The organism is Micromonospora sp. IBHARD003, assembly GCF_056106285.1.
The window spans coordinates 8191165-8207822 of sequence record NZ_JBWBBX010000001.1 but is presented as its reverse complement, the minus strand read 5'-3'; the positions used below and the strand labels follow the sequence as shown (position 1 = coordinate 8207822).

20 protein-coding genes and 2 pseudogenes are annotated in these 16658 nt (G+C 66.7%); 10 read left to right on the top strand and 12 right to left on the bottom strand.

Features of this window, described 5'->3' with window-relative positions:
- The coding region (locus tag ACTWOL_RS35835) for a Helicase associated domain protein (protein ID WP_474301068.1) at positions 1–376 on the top strand (376 nt) is incomplete at its 5' end.
- A 261-nt stretch (positions 377–637) separates the two neighbouring features.
- Positions 638–922 (top strand): annotated as a pseudogene (locus tag ACTWOL_RS35830) (transposase); the annotation flags it as partial.
- A 28-nt stretch (positions 923–950) separates the two neighbouring features.
- On the opposite strand, the gene ACTWOL_RS35825 reads toward ACTWOL_RS35830, so the two are convergent.
- The 3 genes from ACTWOL_RS35825 to ACTWOL_RS35815 all read right to left on the bottom strand — a co-directional run bounded on the left by ACTWOL_RS35825 (position 951) and on the right by ACTWOL_RS35815 (position 1817).
- Positions 951–1298 (bottom strand): VOC family protein, encoded by a 348-nt coding sequence (locus ACTWOL_RS35825; RefSeq protein WP_474301067.1) that lies wholly within the window; start codon positions 1296–1298, stop codon positions 951–953.
- Positions 1299–1443: 145 nt separating this feature from the next.
- The gene (locus tag ACTWOL_RS35820) at positions 1444–1629 is read right to left on the bottom strand and encodes a hypothetical protein (RefSeq protein ID WP_474301066.1); all 186 of its coding nucleotides are present in this window, start codon (positions 1627–1629) and stop codon (positions 1444–1446) included.
- The gene (locus ACTWOL_RS35815) at positions 1626–1817 is read right to left on the bottom strand and encodes a hypothetical protein (protein ID WP_474301065.1); all 192 of its coding nucleotides are present in this window, start codon (positions 1815–1817) and stop codon (positions 1626–1628) included. Before ACTWOL_RS35815 ends, ACTWOL_RS35820 begins: the two co-directional genes overlap by 4 nt.
- Before the next feature lie 10 nt (positions 1818–1827).
- On the opposite strand from ACTWOL_RS35815, the gene ACTWOL_RS35810 reads away from it, so the two are divergent.
- The 4 genes from ACTWOL_RS35810 (at position 1828) to ACTWOL_RS35795 (ending at position 4172) form a co-directional block, all read left to right on the top strand.
- Positions 1828–1992, top strand: a complete 165-nt coding sequence (locus tag ACTWOL_RS35810) for a hypothetical protein (protein WP_474301064.1) — start codon at positions 1828–1830, stop codon at positions 1990–1992.
- A gap of 35 nt (positions 1993–2027) precedes the next feature.
- Positions 2028–2858, top strand: a complete 831-nt coding sequence (locus tag ACTWOL_RS35805; protein ID WP_474301063.1) for a S1 RNA-binding domain-containing protein — start codon at positions 2028–2030, stop codon at positions 2856–2858.
- Between the two features lie 264 nt (positions 2859–3122).
- The gene (locus tag ACTWOL_RS35800; RefSeq protein ID WP_474301062.1) at positions 3123–3896 is read left to right on the top strand and encodes a Mu transposase domain-containing protein; all 774 of its coding nucleotides are present in this window, start codon (positions 3123–3125) and stop codon (positions 3894–3896) included.
- A 12-nt stretch (positions 3897–3908) separates the two neighbouring features.
- On the top strand, positions 3909–4172 hold the full coding sequence (locus ACTWOL_RS35795) for an ATP-binding protein (RefSeq protein ID WP_474301061.1): 264 nt from the start codon (positions 3909–3911) through the stop codon (positions 4170–4172).
- A gap of 346 nt (positions 4173–4518) precedes the next feature.
- Here the strand turns inward: ACTWOL_RS35795 and ACTWOL_RS35790 are convergent, their stop codons facing one another.
- Both ACTWOL_RS35790 and ACTWOL_RS35785 read right to left on the bottom strand, forming a co-directional pair.
- Positions 4519–4785 carry a DUF6959 family protein gene (locus ACTWOL_RS35790; protein WP_474301060.1) on the bottom strand — a complete coding sequence of 89 codons (267 nt, stop codon included), beginning with the start codon at positions 4783–4785 and terminating at the stop codon, positions 4519–4521.
- A gap of 166 nt (positions 4786–4951) precedes the next feature.
- Entirely contained in the window at positions 4952–5398 is a 447-nt protein-coding gene (locus tag ACTWOL_RS35785; RefSeq protein ID WP_474301059.1) for a hypothetical protein, read from the bottom strand.
- 302 nt (positions 5399–5700) lie between these two features.
- Here ACTWOL_RS35785 and ACTWOL_RS35780 point away from each other — a divergent pair, with 302 nt between their 5' ends.
- The gene (locus ACTWOL_RS35780) at positions 5701–6549 is read left to right on the top strand and encodes a transposase (protein WP_474301058.1); all 849 of its coding nucleotides are present in this window, start codon (positions 5701–5703) and stop codon (positions 6547–6549) included.
- On the opposite strand, the gene ACTWOL_RS35775 is transcribed toward ACTWOL_RS35780, so the two are convergent.
- The 7 genes and pseudogenes from ACTWOL_RS35775 to ACTWOL_RS35745 all read right to left on the bottom strand — a co-directional run.
- Complete coding sequence (locus tag ACTWOL_RS35775; protein ID WP_474301057.1) at positions 6516–7007, bottom strand: hypothetical protein; 492 nt, start codon at positions 7005–7007, stop codon at positions 6516–6518. The genes ACTWOL_RS35780 and ACTWOL_RS35775 overlap by 34 nt on opposite strands.
- A 44-nt stretch (positions 7008–7051) precedes the next feature.
- Positions 7052–7864: a tyrosine-type recombinase/integrase gene (locus ACTWOL_RS35770; protein WP_474301056.1), complete on the bottom strand. Its 813-nt coding sequence runs from the start codon at positions 7862–7864 to the stop codon at positions 7052–7054.
- 230 nt (positions 7865–8094) lie between these two features.
- Positions 8095–9573 (bottom strand): hypothetical protein, encoded by a 1479-nt coding sequence (locus ACTWOL_RS35765; RefSeq protein WP_474301055.1) that lies wholly within the window; start codon positions 9571–9573, stop codon positions 8095–8097.
- 50 nt (positions 9574–9623) lie between these two features.
- Positions 9624–10931 (bottom strand): trypsin-like peptidase domain-containing protein, encoded by a 1308-nt coding sequence (locus ACTWOL_RS35760; protein ID WP_474301054.1) that lies wholly within the window; start codon positions 10929–10931, stop codon positions 9624–9626.
- Positions 10932–11184: 253 nt separating this feature from the next.
- Positions 11185–11610, bottom strand: coding sequence for a hypothetical protein (locus ACTWOL_RS35755; RefSeq protein WP_474301053.1), 426 nt, complete (start codon positions 11608–11610; stop codon positions 11185–11187).
- Positions 11611–11856: 246 nt separating this feature from the next.
- Positions 11857–13320, bottom strand: a complete 1464-nt coding sequence (locus ACTWOL_RS35750; RefSeq protein ID WP_474301341.1) for a right-handed parallel beta-helix repeat-containing protein — start codon at positions 13318–13320, stop codon at positions 11857–11859.
- A gap of 199 nt (positions 13321–13519) precedes the next feature.
- A pseudogene (locus ACTWOL_RS35745) lies at positions 13520–14188 on the bottom strand (Mu transposase domain-containing protein); the annotation flags it as partial.
- On the opposite strand from ACTWOL_RS35745, the gene ACTWOL_RS35740 reads away from it, so the two are divergent.
- The 3 genes from ACTWOL_RS35740 to ACTWOL_RS35730 all read left to right on the top strand — a co-directional run bounded on the left by ACTWOL_RS35740 (position 14187) and on the right by ACTWOL_RS35730 (position 16526).
- A complete protein-coding gene (locus ACTWOL_RS35740; RefSeq protein ID WP_474301052.1) occupies positions 14187–15245 on the top strand; it encodes an AraC-like ligand-binding domain-containing protein in 1059 nt (352 codons plus the stop codon). The pseudogene ACTWOL_RS35745 and the gene ACTWOL_RS35740 sit on opposite strands and share 2 nt — an antisense overlap.
- A gap of 146 nt (positions 15246–15391) precedes the next feature.
- The gene (locus ACTWOL_RS35735) at positions 15392–15913 is read left to right on the top strand and encodes an RICIN domain-containing protein (protein ID WP_474301051.1); all 522 of its coding nucleotides are present in this window, start codon (positions 15392–15394) and stop codon (positions 15911–15913) included.
- A gap of 94 nt (positions 15914–16007) precedes the next feature.
- Complete coding sequence (locus tag ACTWOL_RS35730; protein ID WP_474301328.1) at positions 16008–16526, top strand: RICIN domain-containing protein; 519 nt, start codon at positions 16008–16010, stop codon at positions 16524–16526.
- Positions 16527–16658: the final 132 nt, after the last annotated feature.

Sequence of the window (16658 nt, the reverse complement as noted above, 5' to 3'; positions counted from 1 at the left end):
ATGGCTCACACGACAAAGAGAAGCAAGCACCTGGACACAACTCTCCGCCGAACAGCAGGAACGGCTGACAACGCTGGGCGTGCAGCCTACTGAGGCCCCGTCTCCTGCCCCGGCGGCAACGTCTGCGGCGAAGGGGCCGGGCAAAGCGCAGCAGGCATTCCAGCGCGGCCTGGCGGCCCTCGCACAATGGATCGAACGCGAAGGCGCCCACCGGCCCGTCCCACGCGGCCACGCTGAGGAGATCGCGGTCGACGGCGAGACCGAGCCAGTGATCGTCAAGCTCGGCGTATGGGTCTCCAACACCCGCGCCAGGCGAGACAAGCTCACCCCCGAACAGCGGGTCACACTGAAGGAGCTGGGGGTGGAATGGGCGTGACACCTGACGCAGCTGGTCGTTGAACCGGACGGTCAAGCGAAGTGCACTGAGAGGCCCCGGGCGTCGTCGCCCGGGGCTTCGTGCTGTTGGCTCTGCCCAGACAGGGGCGCGGGCCTGCAACACGAGGTGCACCACTGGCGCCAGGAGCCTCTATCCGGGGCATCACCGCAGGTCAGGAGTGAAACGCGAGTCGTATTTCACTGGCTGCGTTGCAGTGCCAAGGGCTGGTGTTGCAGTCGGCGGTGCCGGGCTGGGGGGAGCGCCGACAAGGCGTACGCCTCCCGCAAGAACCGCGCCTACCTGCGTAGGCGCGGGATCCGCTGCACCATCCCGGACAAGGCCGACCACGCCCGCAACCGCAAGAAGCTGGGCTCCCGCGGTGGCCGCCCCCCGAAGTTCGACAAGATCGACTACCGGGAGCGGCACGCCGTGGAATGCGGGATCAACCGGCTCAAGAGACACCGGGCGGCACCCACCCGCTACGAGAAACTCGCCGTCCGCTACGAGGCGACTGTGCTCATCGCGGCCATCAACGAATGGCTGTGACTCGCGTTCCCTGTAGCCGGGAGGACCGTCAGCGGTGGCCCAGCACGTTGACCACCTGGCCGTTGGGGTCACGGACGAAGAACCGGCGCACACCCCACTCCTCGTCCTGCAGGGGGTGAACGATCTCCGCGCCGCTCTCCAGAATGGCCGCGTAGGCCGCATCCACGTCATCTACTTCGACGCTCATATCGGGAGTGACTGCTGCGGTCTTGTCGCTGGCCATGAAGCTGATCTGCGCCGTCGGACTGGACGGGGACGCGAGCGTCATGATCCATCCGTGGTTCATGACCTCCTCGAATCCGAGCAGGCCGTAGAACTCCCGGCTCTCCCCCGCAGCCTCCGACTGGACATTGGGTACGACACGGCGAACGGCCATCGGTAACTCCAAGGTTTACAACAGACCGGCGTTGAGGCTCTCCAGGAGTACTACGCCACACCGTCCGCCGCACACACTTTCGATACACACCCTAGGGCTTCGGCCATGGCGGTGCAGCGCGGGTCCTTCGCGTACGAGGCCATCGTCAGCTCCGTTCCGAGCCGGTGAGGCGCGGCCACAGCAGCTTGAGGTCGCGGGCGACCCGCTCGGCCAGGAAGTCGGGGTCGTTGGCCGTCCACTGGTGCGCTGTCCCGATGGCGTCGCCGGCCTTCGTCCTGGAGGTGCTCTTGCCGGGGAATGAGCCGGACTGTGCGCGGGCGGTGAAGGTCACCGGGCCGGGCGGGGCAGGAACAGCAAGGGGTGGTGCGCAGTGAAGCCGAAGTGGCCCAGGCGGGCTGCGGGCTCTTCCGCGATGCCGTCATCGCCGGCCTCACCCTGCCCTGGAACTCCGGCGTTGTCGAAGGACACAGCCACGACGACAACGGCGGTGGGCACGTTCTGGATGGACAGGCTGGTCAAGGACCTACCCGTGGGCGTCGACCGACTACGGCAGGACCGCATCCTGGAGGAGGCTCTTGTCAGTGGCGCGGATCCTCTGCACCTCGCGCACGTGTTCTCGCTCGGTGCCAAGACCAGCCTCCGCTACACGACCGCCGTCGCCGTCTCGGCCGCAGAGCACGAGTCCGTCCCTTGAGCTGACAAACGGTTTCCCGTGAGAAGCTGGGCGGCATGGGCGGAGTGGCGGACGAAGACTTTTCCGGGAAGTTTCTGGCTACGTTGCAGGTCGGTGATGTCTGCAGCGGGATCGTGGCAGAGGCCACTCGACGAGGTATGTCGGTGATCCTGGACGGTTTCGCCGCACGTCCGCTGGGCTTCGTGGGGCCGCTGGATCTGTCCTGGGTCCGATTCTCGGCAGCGGCGGTGGAGGTCGGCGACCGGATCACCGCCGAGGTGACTGCCATCGACCTGGAGCAAGGTCGAGCTTGGATGTCCACGGCTGCCACGGAGAACCCCGAGCTCTGGGCATTCCTGAAAACCCTCCGGACCGGCGAACTGCTGTCGGGCCAGATCGGGTCGATCGAACGGTTCGGAGTGTTCGTGGCACTTGACGACGGCCCACACCATCCGGTCTTCCCCGGCGTCGGGTTCATCACGATCCCCGAGCTGTCCTGGCGACGCTTCGAGACAGCTTCGGACGTCGTTCAGGTGGGACAGCGCGTTTCGTGCGAGTTCCTCCAGTTCGACACAACGAACGGAGAGGCCAGACTGTCCCTGCGAGCGACGCAGCCTGACCCATTCCAGACCTTCGCCGAGATCATCACTGTGGGGCAGACGCTGCAGGGACGGGTCACCAAGCTGGTTCCCTTCGGAGTGTTCGTGCAGGTCACCAACGACATCGAGGGACTGGTCCATCTGCAAGAGCTCACCTGGACGCCTGTCGAGGCTCCAGAGGCGGTCGTTCAAGTCGGCGACGAGATCACGGTCGTCGTCACAGAGATCGACAGAGAGCGACGCAGGCTGGTCCTCTCCCGACGACAGGCTTCTACGGCTCTCGAGTGATCTCTCTCGGTCTCGCCGCAACCTGAAGCAAGCTCTGAACCGCCGTCTTCGTTCCGGCAAACTGCTCTCCTGACACCGTGGGTTCGTCGCGACCACCCTTCAGAATTCGCGAACCCACGGAAGATCGGCCTGCAAGCTCTCTACTGCCAGCCCGGAATCCGCGGCGCCCACGAGAAGGGCGGCGTCGAGGGCCAGATTGGGTGGTGCCGGCGCAACCACCTCGTTCCCGTCCCGGAAGTCGCCACCCTCGCTGAGCTCAACACCATGATCGAACGGTGGGACGAAGCGGACAACGCGCGGCGGATCCGGTCCCGGCCTCGCACGATCGGCGAGTACTTCGAGGCCGAGCGGCCCTTGCTCGCGCCGCTGCCGGAGGAGCCGTTCGAGACGGGCCGGCTCTTCACCCTGAGGGTCGACCGCTATAGCCAGATCAGCGTCCGGACCAACTGCTACTCGGTGCCAGCGCGGCTGATCGGCCGGAGTGTCCGCGCGATGCTGCACGCCTCTGAGCTGATCGTCTACGAAGGCCGTGAGGAGGTCGCTCGGCACGAGCGGCTCATTGCCAAGGGCGGCACCCGCCTTGAGCTGGACCACTACCTGGAGGCCCTCGTGCGCAAGCCCGGAGCCCTGCCCGGCGCAACCGCGCTCGACCAGGCTCGCTCCGCAGGCAGGTTCACCCCAGTCCACGACGCCTGGTGGGCGGCGGCCGTCAAGGCCCATGGCGAACGGGACGGCACCCGGGCGCTCATCGAAGTCCTTCTTCTTGGCCGCCACCTGCCTCACGAGCACCTGGTCACCGGCCTCGCAGCGGCCTTGAACACGGGCGCTCTGACCGCGGATGCCGTCGCGCTTGAGGCCCGCAAGGCCGCGGAAGAGGACAGCAACACCCTCGCAGAACACGTGCCGCCAACGGCCGACCGGTCGACCTTGACCTCCCGTCGACTGGCCCATCTGCCTCCCGACAAGCGTCCGCTTCCCTCGGTCGCCCTCTACGACCAGCTGCTGCGACTGCGTCGGCCGGACCGTCCCACATCCTGAAGGAGAACGACTGTGACCATTCCCCGCCAGCGAGGACTCACCGAGCAGGCCGCCACCGCGGCGGTCGACCAGGCATGCCGGATGTTGCGGCTGCCGACCATCCGATCCCAGTTCCCAGAGCTTGCCGAGACCGCCGGCCGCGAGCAGATGTCCTACCTCGGCTTCCTCTCCGAACTGCTGCTGGCCGAGTGCGACGACCGAGCCCGACGCCGCTCCGAGCGCCGGATCAAGGCCGCCGGATTCCCCCGCGACAAGTCGCTCCGTAAGTTCGACTGAATTATGGCCATCGGTGCCGACACACCAGAGCCGAGCCCTCTGGGTGCTGCCACTTCTCATCAACATTTCCGGACATCTCGATCAAGAACTGATGTCAGGCCCCATCGACATTCGCTCTCGGTTCTCACCTACGAAGCCAGACCCGCCGTGCAGCGTTGCGGCAGTCCGGACAACGGCCTGGAGGGGCAGTACCAACCGCGTCCACGAACAGGGTGCGGCCCGCGACATGCACCCGCTCGATCCTCAGCTCGATCCCCGGAAACAGGACATCCGACAACTCACATAACCCCATAGAGAAGTTGTGCCGCGGCGAAACGAGCCGGCATGCCAGCCCCCGCGGTCGCGATCAGTAGGGGCGCCGGATGCCGTGAGCCTCCAACGCGCTCTCGTAGCGGGCCAGCAGTTCGTCGAAGTTAGCCAGGAGGAGGGTGGCGGCCTCGTGGGCGTCCTGGACGTCGCCTTGGGCGCAGGCCTCCACGATTTCAGCAACGTCGCCGCGGATGATCGACAGCGAGTCACCCTGGACCAGCACACCTGGGAAGTGACGTGGGGGCAGACGTACAACCGCGTCATTGCCTGGATCTGTGAACAGCTCAGCCTCAATGCGTTCCATCGGGCCATCCAACAGCAGACGGCGACTCCACCCAGCCGTAGTCATCACGGAAGCGCGGTCACAGCCGCGAAATTCCCCATGATCGCTCCGATTCCCCACTTGGTTGAGGGGTTGATGAGTAGGCCAGAGCCACCCGCTCGTGGAGTGTGCGGACCGTGACGACCTCTCAGATGCCAAGGCTCTGGATGGTCTCCTGCACCAGGTCGTTGCCCGAGCTGGGGAGCCATGTGGTCACCGGCGACAACTTGGCGACGGCCATGCCTAGCCATTGTGGATCACCCAGACGATCCAGTGCCTTCGCCTCGGAAAGCTTGCGAACCAGGGCCTTCAGCAGGAGTACGTGGCTGCCGGTGTAGTGGCGCCTGTGGTGCGTGTACCGCACCGACCACGGCGTGTACGGATGCCGGAGCATCCCCGCGAGGGAGCAGCCGTCACGCCCGGTCTCATAAGGGGTGTTGCCGAACGCGCCGACGAAACCTCCTGTGCGGGTGGCCTCCCACTTCCAGTAGGTCGCATGTACCCCAAGTTGTGCGAACTGGGGCCAGTGGACGACGGACTGAGGCGCGGACCCCGCGTGCCTGTAGTGCTCAAGACCCTCTGGTGTGAGCACCACGCACAAGCCGTCCTTCCGCTTCGGATCCCCAATTATCCACCGGTCCCCAACCTGCTCCAGCGGCCCCAGGTACTGTGCCACGATGTCTCCCTCGGTCCTGTCATCCCTCCGGATCGGGAACAGTAACCGGTGCCACACGGGGGCGGCCCTCCCGGCAGCGTCACGCTGTACCGGCCGCGTGGCCCGGCCCCGTCTTTCGCTGTCGTTCGGCATCGACCGGCTTACCGGCCGGACGGCTTCCTAGCGCGCCAGGGGTGAGGAGCCAGCGCGAGCAGCTCCGTCCTCCCCCTGAGCATGGGGCGGTGGAGAAGACCTGCCACCAGCACCGTGACTGCCTGCGCAAACGTGCCGAGGAGGAGACGGTGACCGAGGTGCCAAAGCCGCCCCCGATGCTGTTACCGCCCGCGGAACTGCCCCGCACCCAGATCATCGAACGCACCCGCCACCGCTACGAGGACATCCACCGCCTGCTGGAGAAACGCTGGACGATCAGCGCCATCGCCCGCCGTCTTAACCTCGACCGCAAGACCGTGCGCCGCTTCCGCGACACCGGCCTCGACGAGCTGCTCGCCTCCGCCCGCGAGCGTCGCCCCAACGGCGTCCGGGAGCCGTTCAAGGCATACCTCAACGCCCGCTTCACCGAAGCCCAAGGCCAGGTCAGCGGCACCCGACTGTTCCTGGAGATCCAGGCTCGCGGCTACCGAGGCAGCCGCCAGGTTGTCCGCAAACACCTCGCCGCACTCCGCGCGGGCACCGCCGAACCGGTCCGGGCCGACATTCCGAGCCCTCGCAAGATCACCTCGTGGATCATGCGGCCCCGGGAGACGCTCACCGAAAGCCAGGACGAGCGACTCCTGCAAGTCCGGCTCGCCTGCCCGGACATCACCCGGGCCTGCGATCTTGCTCGGGCGTTCGCTGACCTGGTCCGCCACCAGCGCGGATACCTGCTGCTGGAGTGGATCCGCCAGGCCGAACAGGAAGCACCGAAGCCCATGAAGGGCTTCGCCGGTTTCCTCCGCCAGGACCTCGACGCAGTGACCGCCGGTCTGACCCTGCCCTGGAGCTCCGGGGCCGTCGAAGGACACGTCAACCGGATCATTCTGTGGAATCAGCGATGTCAAGCTGTGTGCTTGTGCATCACGTCGAGGTAGTGCCGATCACGGTGCGGCACGTGGTTGTCCCGCCCGGGCAGGCTGAAGACCGCGCAGACGTCAGCGGGCTGGGTGAGGATGCTCGACTGCTCGCCGAATGTGAGAGTGCTGTTGACCGCATGCTGGCAGCCAGCGCCGTTGAGGGCGGCGACCAGTTCCTCGCGGAGGACGGTGGCCTCGAACGACTGGGAATCAGGCAGGACGAGCGGCGGAAGTTTGGCGGTCGAACCGGGCCAGAGGTTGATCCAGATTTCCCTGACGGCCCGCTGAGTGACCACCAGCTGCAGCCCGTCCCAGGAGTAGGGGTAGCCGTCGGTATCGGGCCCCTTCAGGCGGTGGGCCGGGTGCGGGCGCCCCGGGCCGAGAAGGTCTTCAGCCTCAGCCAGGGTCATTCCGCAGCTAAGGGGGCCGATACGGCCAGTGCGGGAGAAGTCGACGAGTACGTCCATCAAGGTCACGACAGTGACTGTGGCACTCTCCCGAGCTGGTTCGCACCTCGGTATCAGCGCGGTTCCGCGCTTGCGCCGCGTTGCCGGACGGCGACGAGTGGCAGGAGGCGTGCAGTGGCCGGCACGTCGGGTTCGCGTGGTGTCGGGCCTGCGGGCGTCGGAGTGTCGGCCAGACGGTTGAGCAGGCGGTCCAGCGCTTCCTGGCCGTCGTCGACGGCCGCGCGTTCGTCGTCGGTGAGTGGGATCGCGGCGGCCATTCTCTGCAAGTTGTCTTTGGCTTCGATGAGTTGAGCCTTGGTGGAGTCTTTCGGGGCATAGAAATCGCAGCGCGCGCAGGCCATTCGGTGCTGGCACTGCTCGAAGAAGGTGTAGCTGCAGAAGCCGTGTCCCAGGTCGTAGTGCTGCCAGGGCTCACCGGCCGCGGCGGCACCGGAGGTGACGGCGTCGCGGTCGACGAGGACCTCGATGGTGCGGACATTCCGGGAGAAGTACTGGGCATCGGTGTATGCCTTGGTGAGGGTATTGGGGGTGATCTTCCCGTAGTACTGCGTGGACTGCGGAGAGCGGTGCCCGAGCCAGGCCTGCAGCTCGAACAGGGTCATCGGTTCCTTGGCGTTGTAGAGCTGGCTGGCGATCGTGGAGCGGGCCCGGTGGCTGGTGATGTTCCCGCGGACGTCGGCGGCCGGCACGCGGGCCTTGCGGCAGAGCATCGGGATGACCGTGTTGTTGATGTAGGCAGGGGATAATCGACGGGCCCGGAAGGCGAACAGCAGGTCGACCTGCTCGGCGGTCCGGCGGTCGACGAAGCGGGGCTGGGAGGGCCTGACGGCCTGCCAGGCGTCGACGCCGCTTGGTCGTCCCCGCACCCGCGGGGTTGGTCCCCCGCCCACCGCGTGATGCGAAGGGCCGTCCGGCCTGTGGCCGGACGGCCCTTGCAGCAAGATTTCAGCAGTCTTCCGTTGATCAGAAACTCATGGGGGTGGTCACTCGTCGATGACACAGCGGACGCGTCGGCCGCCGGAATCCCGGCGCACCATGCAAGGTTGGGGTTGACCAGCTCGTCGGGGCTCAGCTCGGGTGAAACGCGGCCCGCCGGTCAGAGAACGATGCCCTTCACCGTTCCAGAGACTTCCGTTCCCTTCTGCCACCCGAAGGTGAACGGGCCCGCCTGGCTCCGGATGCCAGGGAAGACGGCATAGCTCTTGAAGCTCCCGCTCGGTGGCAGGATCAAGTTGGCGCCCGGGTGGTCCGAGCAGTAGGAGCGGGTTGCCCGGATGGTCGTTCCACTGCTGGAGCTCGTCAGTGTGTCGATGCCGGGGGCCTGGACTTCGCTCGTACAGGAGAGCAACTGCACCATCGGCAGACGGTTCTGATAGACGACCTCAGCTGTGGCCACACCGTCCGAACCGACTCGGATGACACTGAGAGTGACGGTGATGGCTGCTCCCTGGTGGAGCATCCGGTTGATCGGGTAGGTCCCGGCAGCGTTGTTCGGCGGGGCCGGCGCGGCTGGTTTCGGCCGCGGGCCATTGGCCGCCGACGGCGGAGCGGGCACCGACGGTGGAGCGGGCTGCGACGGCGAGCTGACCGCTCCTGCGGTCTTCTCCGCCTGCGGATCGAGGGGCTGCTTGTCGTTTGCCGTCGGTGTGGTGGGAGCGGCCGAGGCCGGGGTTTCCATGACGTAGGGAGCACCGCCCCCGCTCCCCTTCGGTGCCGAGTCCTCCAGCGTGATCGCGCCCGCCGCGAGGTCGGCACCCGTCTTCGACGTCCTTCTCCTGTCGTCGTCACCGAGGGCCATGACCAGCAGGGGTACCGAGACCAGAATCGCACCGGCGATGGCGGCACCAGCCAGCAGCGCCTTCGGCGGGCGGCCGAGCGGAGGCCGCGGGCCATTGCCATCGGCGTCCGCGCCGGTGGCGGCCGCCGCCGCAGCGTGCGTACGGCCACGGGTTCCCGCCGCGACACGGCTCTCCTGACCGCCTTCGCTCCCGGCGCTCTCCACCGGCGCCCCGGCTCCGGCCTCCTCCTGCGCCTCGGCCAGGGATTCCGCGGTGGCTTCGCTCGCACCGGACGACGGGCCTCCCGACGACCCGGAGAGGGCCGGTGCCCCGGCGCCTTCGGCGGCCGATCCGGAAGCGGAGCCGGATCCGGCGACCGGGTCCGGTCCGGAAGCGGGGTCCGCATCGGGAGCGGGAGCGGATCCGGCAGCGGCGGCACTGCCCGCGGCGGTGTCCGATCCGGTCCGCCAGGCACCGCCCGAGGCCGAGGCCCGCCGGGGCGTTCCGGCTTCCCGGCTGCCCGCTGTCTCCTCGGCGGCCTCCGCCGTGCCCGTGGCAGCGCCGGACTCCCGGGAGGAAGCCGCGCGTGCCGCGCCGGCGCCAGGGGCGGCAGTGGCCGTGGGCGCTCCGGCGCTCTCACCGGAAGGCTGTGCACGCCCGCCGGCGGGGGCCAGCTCCGCTCCCGCCTCGCAGGCTACGGTGGGCAGCACGACCGCCTGGCGCACCTTGGGTGCGCCGGAACCGGTCGCCTGTGGCGATGCGGCAGCCGGTCGGGCTCCGTTGTTCTGAGGTGGCATCCGTACTCCGTTGTCGGCTCGTGGGGGATGCGTACGCTGCGCTCGGCGGCTCAGGTGGTGGGAATCCCGGTGGGAATCACCGGTGTCGAGGTGCGCAGCCGGTCTCCTCGTCGGTTCTCCCCTCCGGCTCTCCCGTACCTCCGCGGCCCGGCGCCGCCAGGGGACCCGCGGGGCACTCCGACCGCTTCGGCGCACGCGTACGCCGAAGCGTAGCCAACGAGCCGACAGGTCCAGACCGGTGGGTGGGACACCGGCCGGTTCGGTCTGCGAGCGAGGAGCAGGATCCGGATGGGTGCACCGTCGTGGGTGCTAGCCAGGGCCGCCATGAGGTCTCGGATCTGGGGAAGGCGGGTTTCTGCGAGGTCGACGGCCAGGAGTAGCGGGTAGCTGGCTGTGGCAAGGATCGCGTAGTCGGTGTGGGTGGGGTATTCGGCGAGGAAGCCACCGCTCCACGGACGCCGATCGCCCGAGCCGGCGGTGAGCCGCTGCAGAACCTCCGTAACGAGACGGGTCTTGCCCGTGCCGCCCAGGCCGGTCACGGCGGCAACGTCGGCGCGGTCCGTGCCCTTGCACCACTGCTCGATCTGACGGACGAGTTCGCTCACGCCGGTGAGATCGGTGACCTGGGAACGCGGATCAAGCAGGTAGGTGGAGGAGAGCTTCGGATCGGGTGCGTTGTCCATCAGCGGTCGTAGGTCGGCCGGCTGAAGACGCGGGGCCATGCTGGTGTGGCTGGCGACCGCATCGGCGAACCCGTCGGCGGCCAGCAGATGCGAGAGCGGAAGCACCATGAGGCACCGGTCCCACTGGCGGTCGACCAGGCGGACGAGGCCGATCAGCACGCCGTTGCAGAAGACCCCGGCCCCGGACAGCCCCTGCCAGTTCTTCAACTCGGTCGGCGCGGCACCGTCGACTTCGAGTACGTAGAGCTTCGAGCGGGATCCGGTGTGCGGGGCGATCGTCCCCTCCACCGTCTTCAGATCATCGACGTACTGCTCGGAACGGGTGGAGGCCCTGCGGCGCATCGCCTTGGGGAACCCTGTCATCGAGCACACGGGGCGGCGGCCCGGGTAGTCACAGACCAGTTCGCCCCCGCGCACGACGCCCATACCGGTCCCGACCAGAGTTCGGTCGGCCTTCAGCAGCACCGCGTCCAGCTCGGGGTTCTCCCACACCACCACTGCCTCGGTGAAGTCGGCGCTCGCCGTGTCCCGGACAGTGACGACACTGTCTTCGCCAGGTAGAGCCACGTGGTGGGCGGTGAGCACCAGACCGGGCGCGATCAGGCAGCCGGTCCCGTACGAGCCTTTGTGCTGATTGCTGACTTCGACGGTCCGCAGGACCGCTCCCCCCGCCATCGCCTCCGGGCACTCTTCTACCGCAAGCCGTCCACCGGTCCGCCGCGCCCTCCGCCGGAGTCACCGATCAGCAGGTCGGCGAAGGCGCGGGCAAGGTCGCAGGCCCGGAGGAGGCGCTCGTTTTGGCTGTCGGTGAGGGTGCCAGCGATCAGCGACTTCGAGGGCGTTGGGGGCGGCTTCCCTGTGAGCCGGAGTATGCGAGAACCCGGGGCCAGGATGGTCCGTCCCCCGGGTTCTCGTGCTGTCTGCAGGTTCAGGCCGTGAGTTTCTTGAAGACCGTCTCGAAGCGGTCGAGGGGGTCGTCGTCGACCTGCTCGAAGAAGTCGTCCTTGTCACGGGTGAGCTGGTGTGCGGGTCCGACGTGGTCGAAGTCCCGGGGCTTGTGCTGTTTCTCCCGGGCGATCCCGATGCGCTTGAGTATCGGGAGGGGCTTGTCGGGGGTGATCAGGTCTTCCTCGTTGATGGTCACCTCGGTAGCCCTGTTGTACAGCCAGAGGTAGTCCTTGGTGGAGAACAGGTCCTCAATGTCGGCCGTCTCCGGGAGCCCCTCGAGCTGGCCGATGACGGTGATGTGCGCGGCATCGACGTTGGCGGCCTCAGCAGCGCTGAGAACCTTGGCGGTCACCTTGGTGGTCTCGGCTCCGTCGATGAGCGCCCGGACAGACAGTCGGCGTCCCATGACGGCGCCGCGACCGCCTTCATCGCGGCCCACTCGGTGTCGTACTCCGGACGCACCTCGGCGACCATGCGGACCGCTCATTTGCGCAGCTCAAGTGGGTAGGGGGAAGGGCGTGCCATGACTCGATCCTCTCAAATGATCGAGTCCCTATCGAACCCGGAACGGTTCAACCCCGGGCATACCCGGCTCCTGTCCCCGGGAGAGCGGCCGGGGGCAGGAGGCGGGTGGTCGGGGCGGGTGGGTGTGTCAGCCGAAGCAGTTGGGGACGGGGTCGCCGCCCTGGCAGTTGGTGGGGACGTTGTCGATGATGCGGACCTTGCCGTGGGTGGTGACGGTGCCGTCGTTGTGGATGCCGCCTGCGGGTTCGTCGGAGATGTTGCGGGCCACCTTGCTGTCGGTGAGGGCCAGGTCGCCGTCGTTGAGAATGCCGCCACCGCTCGCGTCGTTGCCGGGTGCCTGGTTGTCGTTGACGTGGCTGCCACGGATGGCCAGCGAGCCGTCGTTGGCGATACCGCCGCCTCCCCCGATGCCGGTGTTCCCGTTGACCTTGCTGTCCTCGATCACTCCCGCGCCGAGGAAGAAGAAGCCGCCGCCCTGGTCAGTGGCGGTGTTCTCGTTGATAGTGCTGTGCCGGACGTACGTGGCCGGGCCGAAGGGGATGACGCCGCCGCCAAATACGGCGGTGTTGTGCAGGACGGCGCTCCGGTCGACATCGAGGAGCCCACCAAGGGTGAGGATGCCGCCGCCGAAGCCGTTGGGGGCGTTGTTGTGTGCGATCAGGCTCTTGCTGAGCGTCGTGGTCCCGCTGCTGTTGAGGGCGCCACCCAAAGCGGCGGTGTTGCGGGTGAGCTTGGATGCATGGAGTTTCAACTTGCCTTCGCTGTTGTCGATGGCGCCGCCGACTTCGCTGAAGTTCTTGCTGAAGGTGCTGCTGTGGAGATCGGCGATGCCCTCGTTGGAGACCGCGCCGCCGTCTTCAGAACTGTTGTCGGTGAAGGTGACGTGCTTGGTGTCGAGGCGCCCGGCCGGACCGACGTTGATGGCGCCACCGTCGTCTTCGTCAAGCTTGCCGCGGGTGAGGGTGAGGTCGCGGAGCTTCAGGTCACCGCCGGAGCCGACCTCGAAGATGCGGAACTGGTCGGCGTTGGCGGCGCGGGCGATGGTGGCGCCTTTGCCATGGATGGTGATCGGCTGGACGATCTCCGGTAGACCGTTGTCGTCCTGGTTCGCCGTCAGCGTGTACGTGCAGTCCTTCGCGAGAACGAGCGTCCCGCCGCGGCTCTCGTTCAGGTCGACGAGGGCCGCGACCAGGTCGTTCGGGTCGCACTCCACGTACCGCTTGTCGCCGCCGCGGGCTCCGTCGTGCTTCTTGTGGCCGTGGTCCTCGTCGTCGTGGCCGTACCGGTCGCCGTACTCCTTGTCCTCGTCGTGCTCTTTGCCCTCGTCACCCTTCCCGGCGGTGGACTTCTCCTTGCCTTCGTCGCCCCTGCCACCGCCCGGGGCCCCATCGGTCTCCTTGGCATCGACCCGCGCGATGGAGGCGGCCGTCGTTTCGGCCGCTTCGGCGTCCGTGATGCTCACGACGGTCGTGGCCCCCGTCATGGTGACCAGCCCGGCCGCGGCGAGAACGGCGGCCTTCCGATGACGGCTCAGCGCCGCCGACTTCGCAGGACGCGGAACATCCGCGACCGTGCCCTGTGATCCAGACATCCGATTGGCTCTCCTTCTGTGTGACGGCCGTCATGACCCATGCCAGGCAGGAGCGATGGTCCCCACATAGAAACAGATGAAAAACGTCAAATCGCATAATGGCCCTATATAGGGTGTGCCCCCTCAGTCGAAGGCGGGAGACCAGACAGTCTTCGAGCCTCGGATCACGTCCTCGGTGAACCCGATGAGACTTCGTGGCCCCGACCTCGACCAGCTGGCGGGGACGGACCTTGCGGGTCGGCACCGAGTACAGATTCCCGCCGAAGGCGACCAGGCAGTCCTTGCCGACCGGCCGCAGAAGCCGCTCGGCCACCGGATACGGGGTCGGCGGCAGTGGTTTGAGGGCCACGTGATCGCGGATTGCTCGGTGCCCGATCACCTCACCGTGGATGCCGTGGGACTTCGCCCGGCGCAACGGCACCCAGGCGTTGAAGGCGGAGTCCAGCTCCTCGATGAAGGAGAAGGACCGTCCGGTGGGCCGCTGGCCGACCGGAACGTCTGGTCGTTGTCCTGGAGCGCACACGGCAGCACGGATCAGGCGCCCGCGGCGGCTCGGCGCAGTCCGCAGCCGCTCGCGGCTCAGGCCCGCAGCCAGGTCCTGCGGTTGCGGACCTGCCAGTACTGCGACTCGATGTTCGCGGGCTTGAGCACTCCGCCGAGCCGGGCGAGCGCCGGGGGAGTAATGGACTGCCGTGTACGGGGCGCGGCCCGTTTTTACCCGAAAGAAGATCCATCTTGCCGTTGCTGTGAGAAGTGAGGTCGAGGCTGTGTCTGATAATTGATCATGTGGCGGTGAGGGCGGAGCACGATGTGCGACAACTGGTAATGGGCTGGTTCGCTGCCACGTCCAAGGTGTGGGGGATCGCATGGGGTTGCCAGTTGCGTCGGATGCTGTAGTGGCGTGCGAGGACAGGTTCGATTGGTTTTGCGAGACAGTGTCCAGCGAAGTGATGCCTGTCATGCTCAGCACTCGGCATACGGCCGACTTCCGCGCGAGCATCACGGACCTTGACCTCGGCGTGGTGCGGTTGTTCGCCATGGCTTGCTCACCGGTGCACTCGCGCCGCTCCTTGGCCCATGTCCGGCGTGGTGATCCCGAGCACTTGCAGCTGGCGCTCATCACACAAGGCGCTTTCAGGATTTCTCAGCGGGGCAGCGAATCGGTGGTCGCGGGGGGACTCGTGCTCACGGACACCTCACGACCGAGCGAGGGAGCCTGCACGGGCGGGCAGGTCGAGACGGTCGTGCTGCAGATTCCCCGTCCGGCCCTGGCGCTGCGCCCAGACCGGGTGGACCGTCTCCTCGCACAGGGCTTGGCCGCAGACGTGGGGTCAGGGGCAATCCTCGCCGACTTCCTGAAAACGCTGCTCACACACGGCCCGCGCTGTCGCCCCCAGGAGCTGCGCGGGATGGGGTCTGTCGCCCTCGACTTGGCAACCGCGTGTCTCGCGCAGCAGCTCGGTGACCCTGGCGAGGCTCCTGCCGAGGCCCGTGCGCAGGAGACACTGCAGCGGATCTACCGCTTCATCGAAAACAACCTCGGTGACCCGGGCCTGACTCCTCAGGTGATCGCTGATCGGCACAACATGTCCCTGCGGGGCCTCTACGCCCTTTTCGGCGACCAGCAGCTGAGCGTCGCGGCACGTATCCGCCAAAGCCGGCTGGAGCGCGCCCACGCCGACCTCGCACGCGGGGAACTGAGCGGTCAGCCCGTTCAAGCGATCGCGGCTCGCTGGGGCTTCTCCAGCGCCACCGCGTTCAGCCGGGCGTTCCGCGAAGCCTACGGGATCACCCCTACCGAACACCGTACGTTCTCCCTGGTCACCCCACGGCACGCAGAGCACAGAAACCCTGCACGTCACGCACACCACCGCGCGCCGCTCGGGCCTAGATTCACTGCCGTTGAAGGCACCGCCTCAACGTAAGCACAGCCACGGGGGCGTGTACCCAGTCTGATGACTGGTACGCCATCGGCAGTTACGGCCTGCAACAGTCGAGTCTCAGTGCCCCCTCGTGCTCCGGGAGGGGCGTCGTGTCCCCTCCAGCAAGACATTCAAAAGGAATGTGAAGAATGAAGAAGACGGCCAGAACCATCGCGTCATTTGCGGCGGTGTTCCTCGCACTCATGATGGTCAACGCAACGTCTGCTCAGGCGTACATCCGCGCCACGGGCAGCCTCATCAACTACCCCAGCAACGGCGTCAAGTGCGCCACCCCCGAAGGCAACAGCACTGCCAACGGAACCGTTCTCACCTTCTGGGACTGCACAGGCAGCAACATGCAGAAGTGGTACTGGGAGGATGGGTTCGTTAGGCACCTGCCCAGCGGCAAGTGCATGACCCCCCGAGGAAACGCGTACGCCACGAATGGTGCCGTGCTCACTCTGTGGGACTGCGGTAGCTACCGCAACGAGGTTCAGACTTTCTCCGTTGGCGACAGGATGAACCTGCGGACGAACACTTACACCACCTACGGCAACAAGTGCATCACCGGCTACGGGAACGGTACTTCCAACGGCACCTACATGACCCTCTGGTCCTGCTCCAGCTCCGTACCTGCCACGCAAAACTGGGGCATGTACGAGAACGGCTGACCGTCAGGCGTACAACGCAGTAGCCAGTCGGGAACCATGACTCTGCCGTGCTCGACACGCAGAGCCGAACCTTAGCTTGATTTAGGTGGGGGAAATGCTCCTCAAGAGAATTCTCAGCGTCGCCGCAATGACATTGGCTCCGCTCGCGACGTCGAGCTCTCCTGTCAGCGCCGATATCAATGATCCCTACGGGACCGTACGGCATCCCAGTTACAAGTGCCTGACCCCCAAGGGTAATGCCACGAGCAATGGGACCGTCATCACCGTCTGGACCTGTACGGGTACGGATGGCAACGGGGACTGGCTTCAGATGTGGCGGTGGACTTCCTCTGGAGAGCTTATCCACCGAGCCAGTGGCAAGTGCCTCACGCCGAAGGGAAACAGTGCGGAAAATGGAGCCGAACTTACTCTGTGGACCTGCACCGGAAGCCCGGTGCAGAGGTGGAAGTACTATGAGAGCTCCTCCACGGGGATCAAGGGAATCCGTGGGGCTGACAGCTGGAAATTTGTTACGCCGTCAGGGGCCAACGTCGCTAACGGTGTTCATATCACCCAGTGGGACTGGATGGAGCACGGCTCCCAGAATTGGTATTACTGGGACGTATCCGTCTAGCCTCGATTATTCATGAGGGCCCGTCAGTTTGCTGACGGGCCCTTGTGGTGAGTGTCGGTGGGGATTTTCGGAGTCTGGGTAGGTTGAGTGCCCGGCTGTCGCGTCGAGTGGGCGCCGGGTTCCACGGATCCG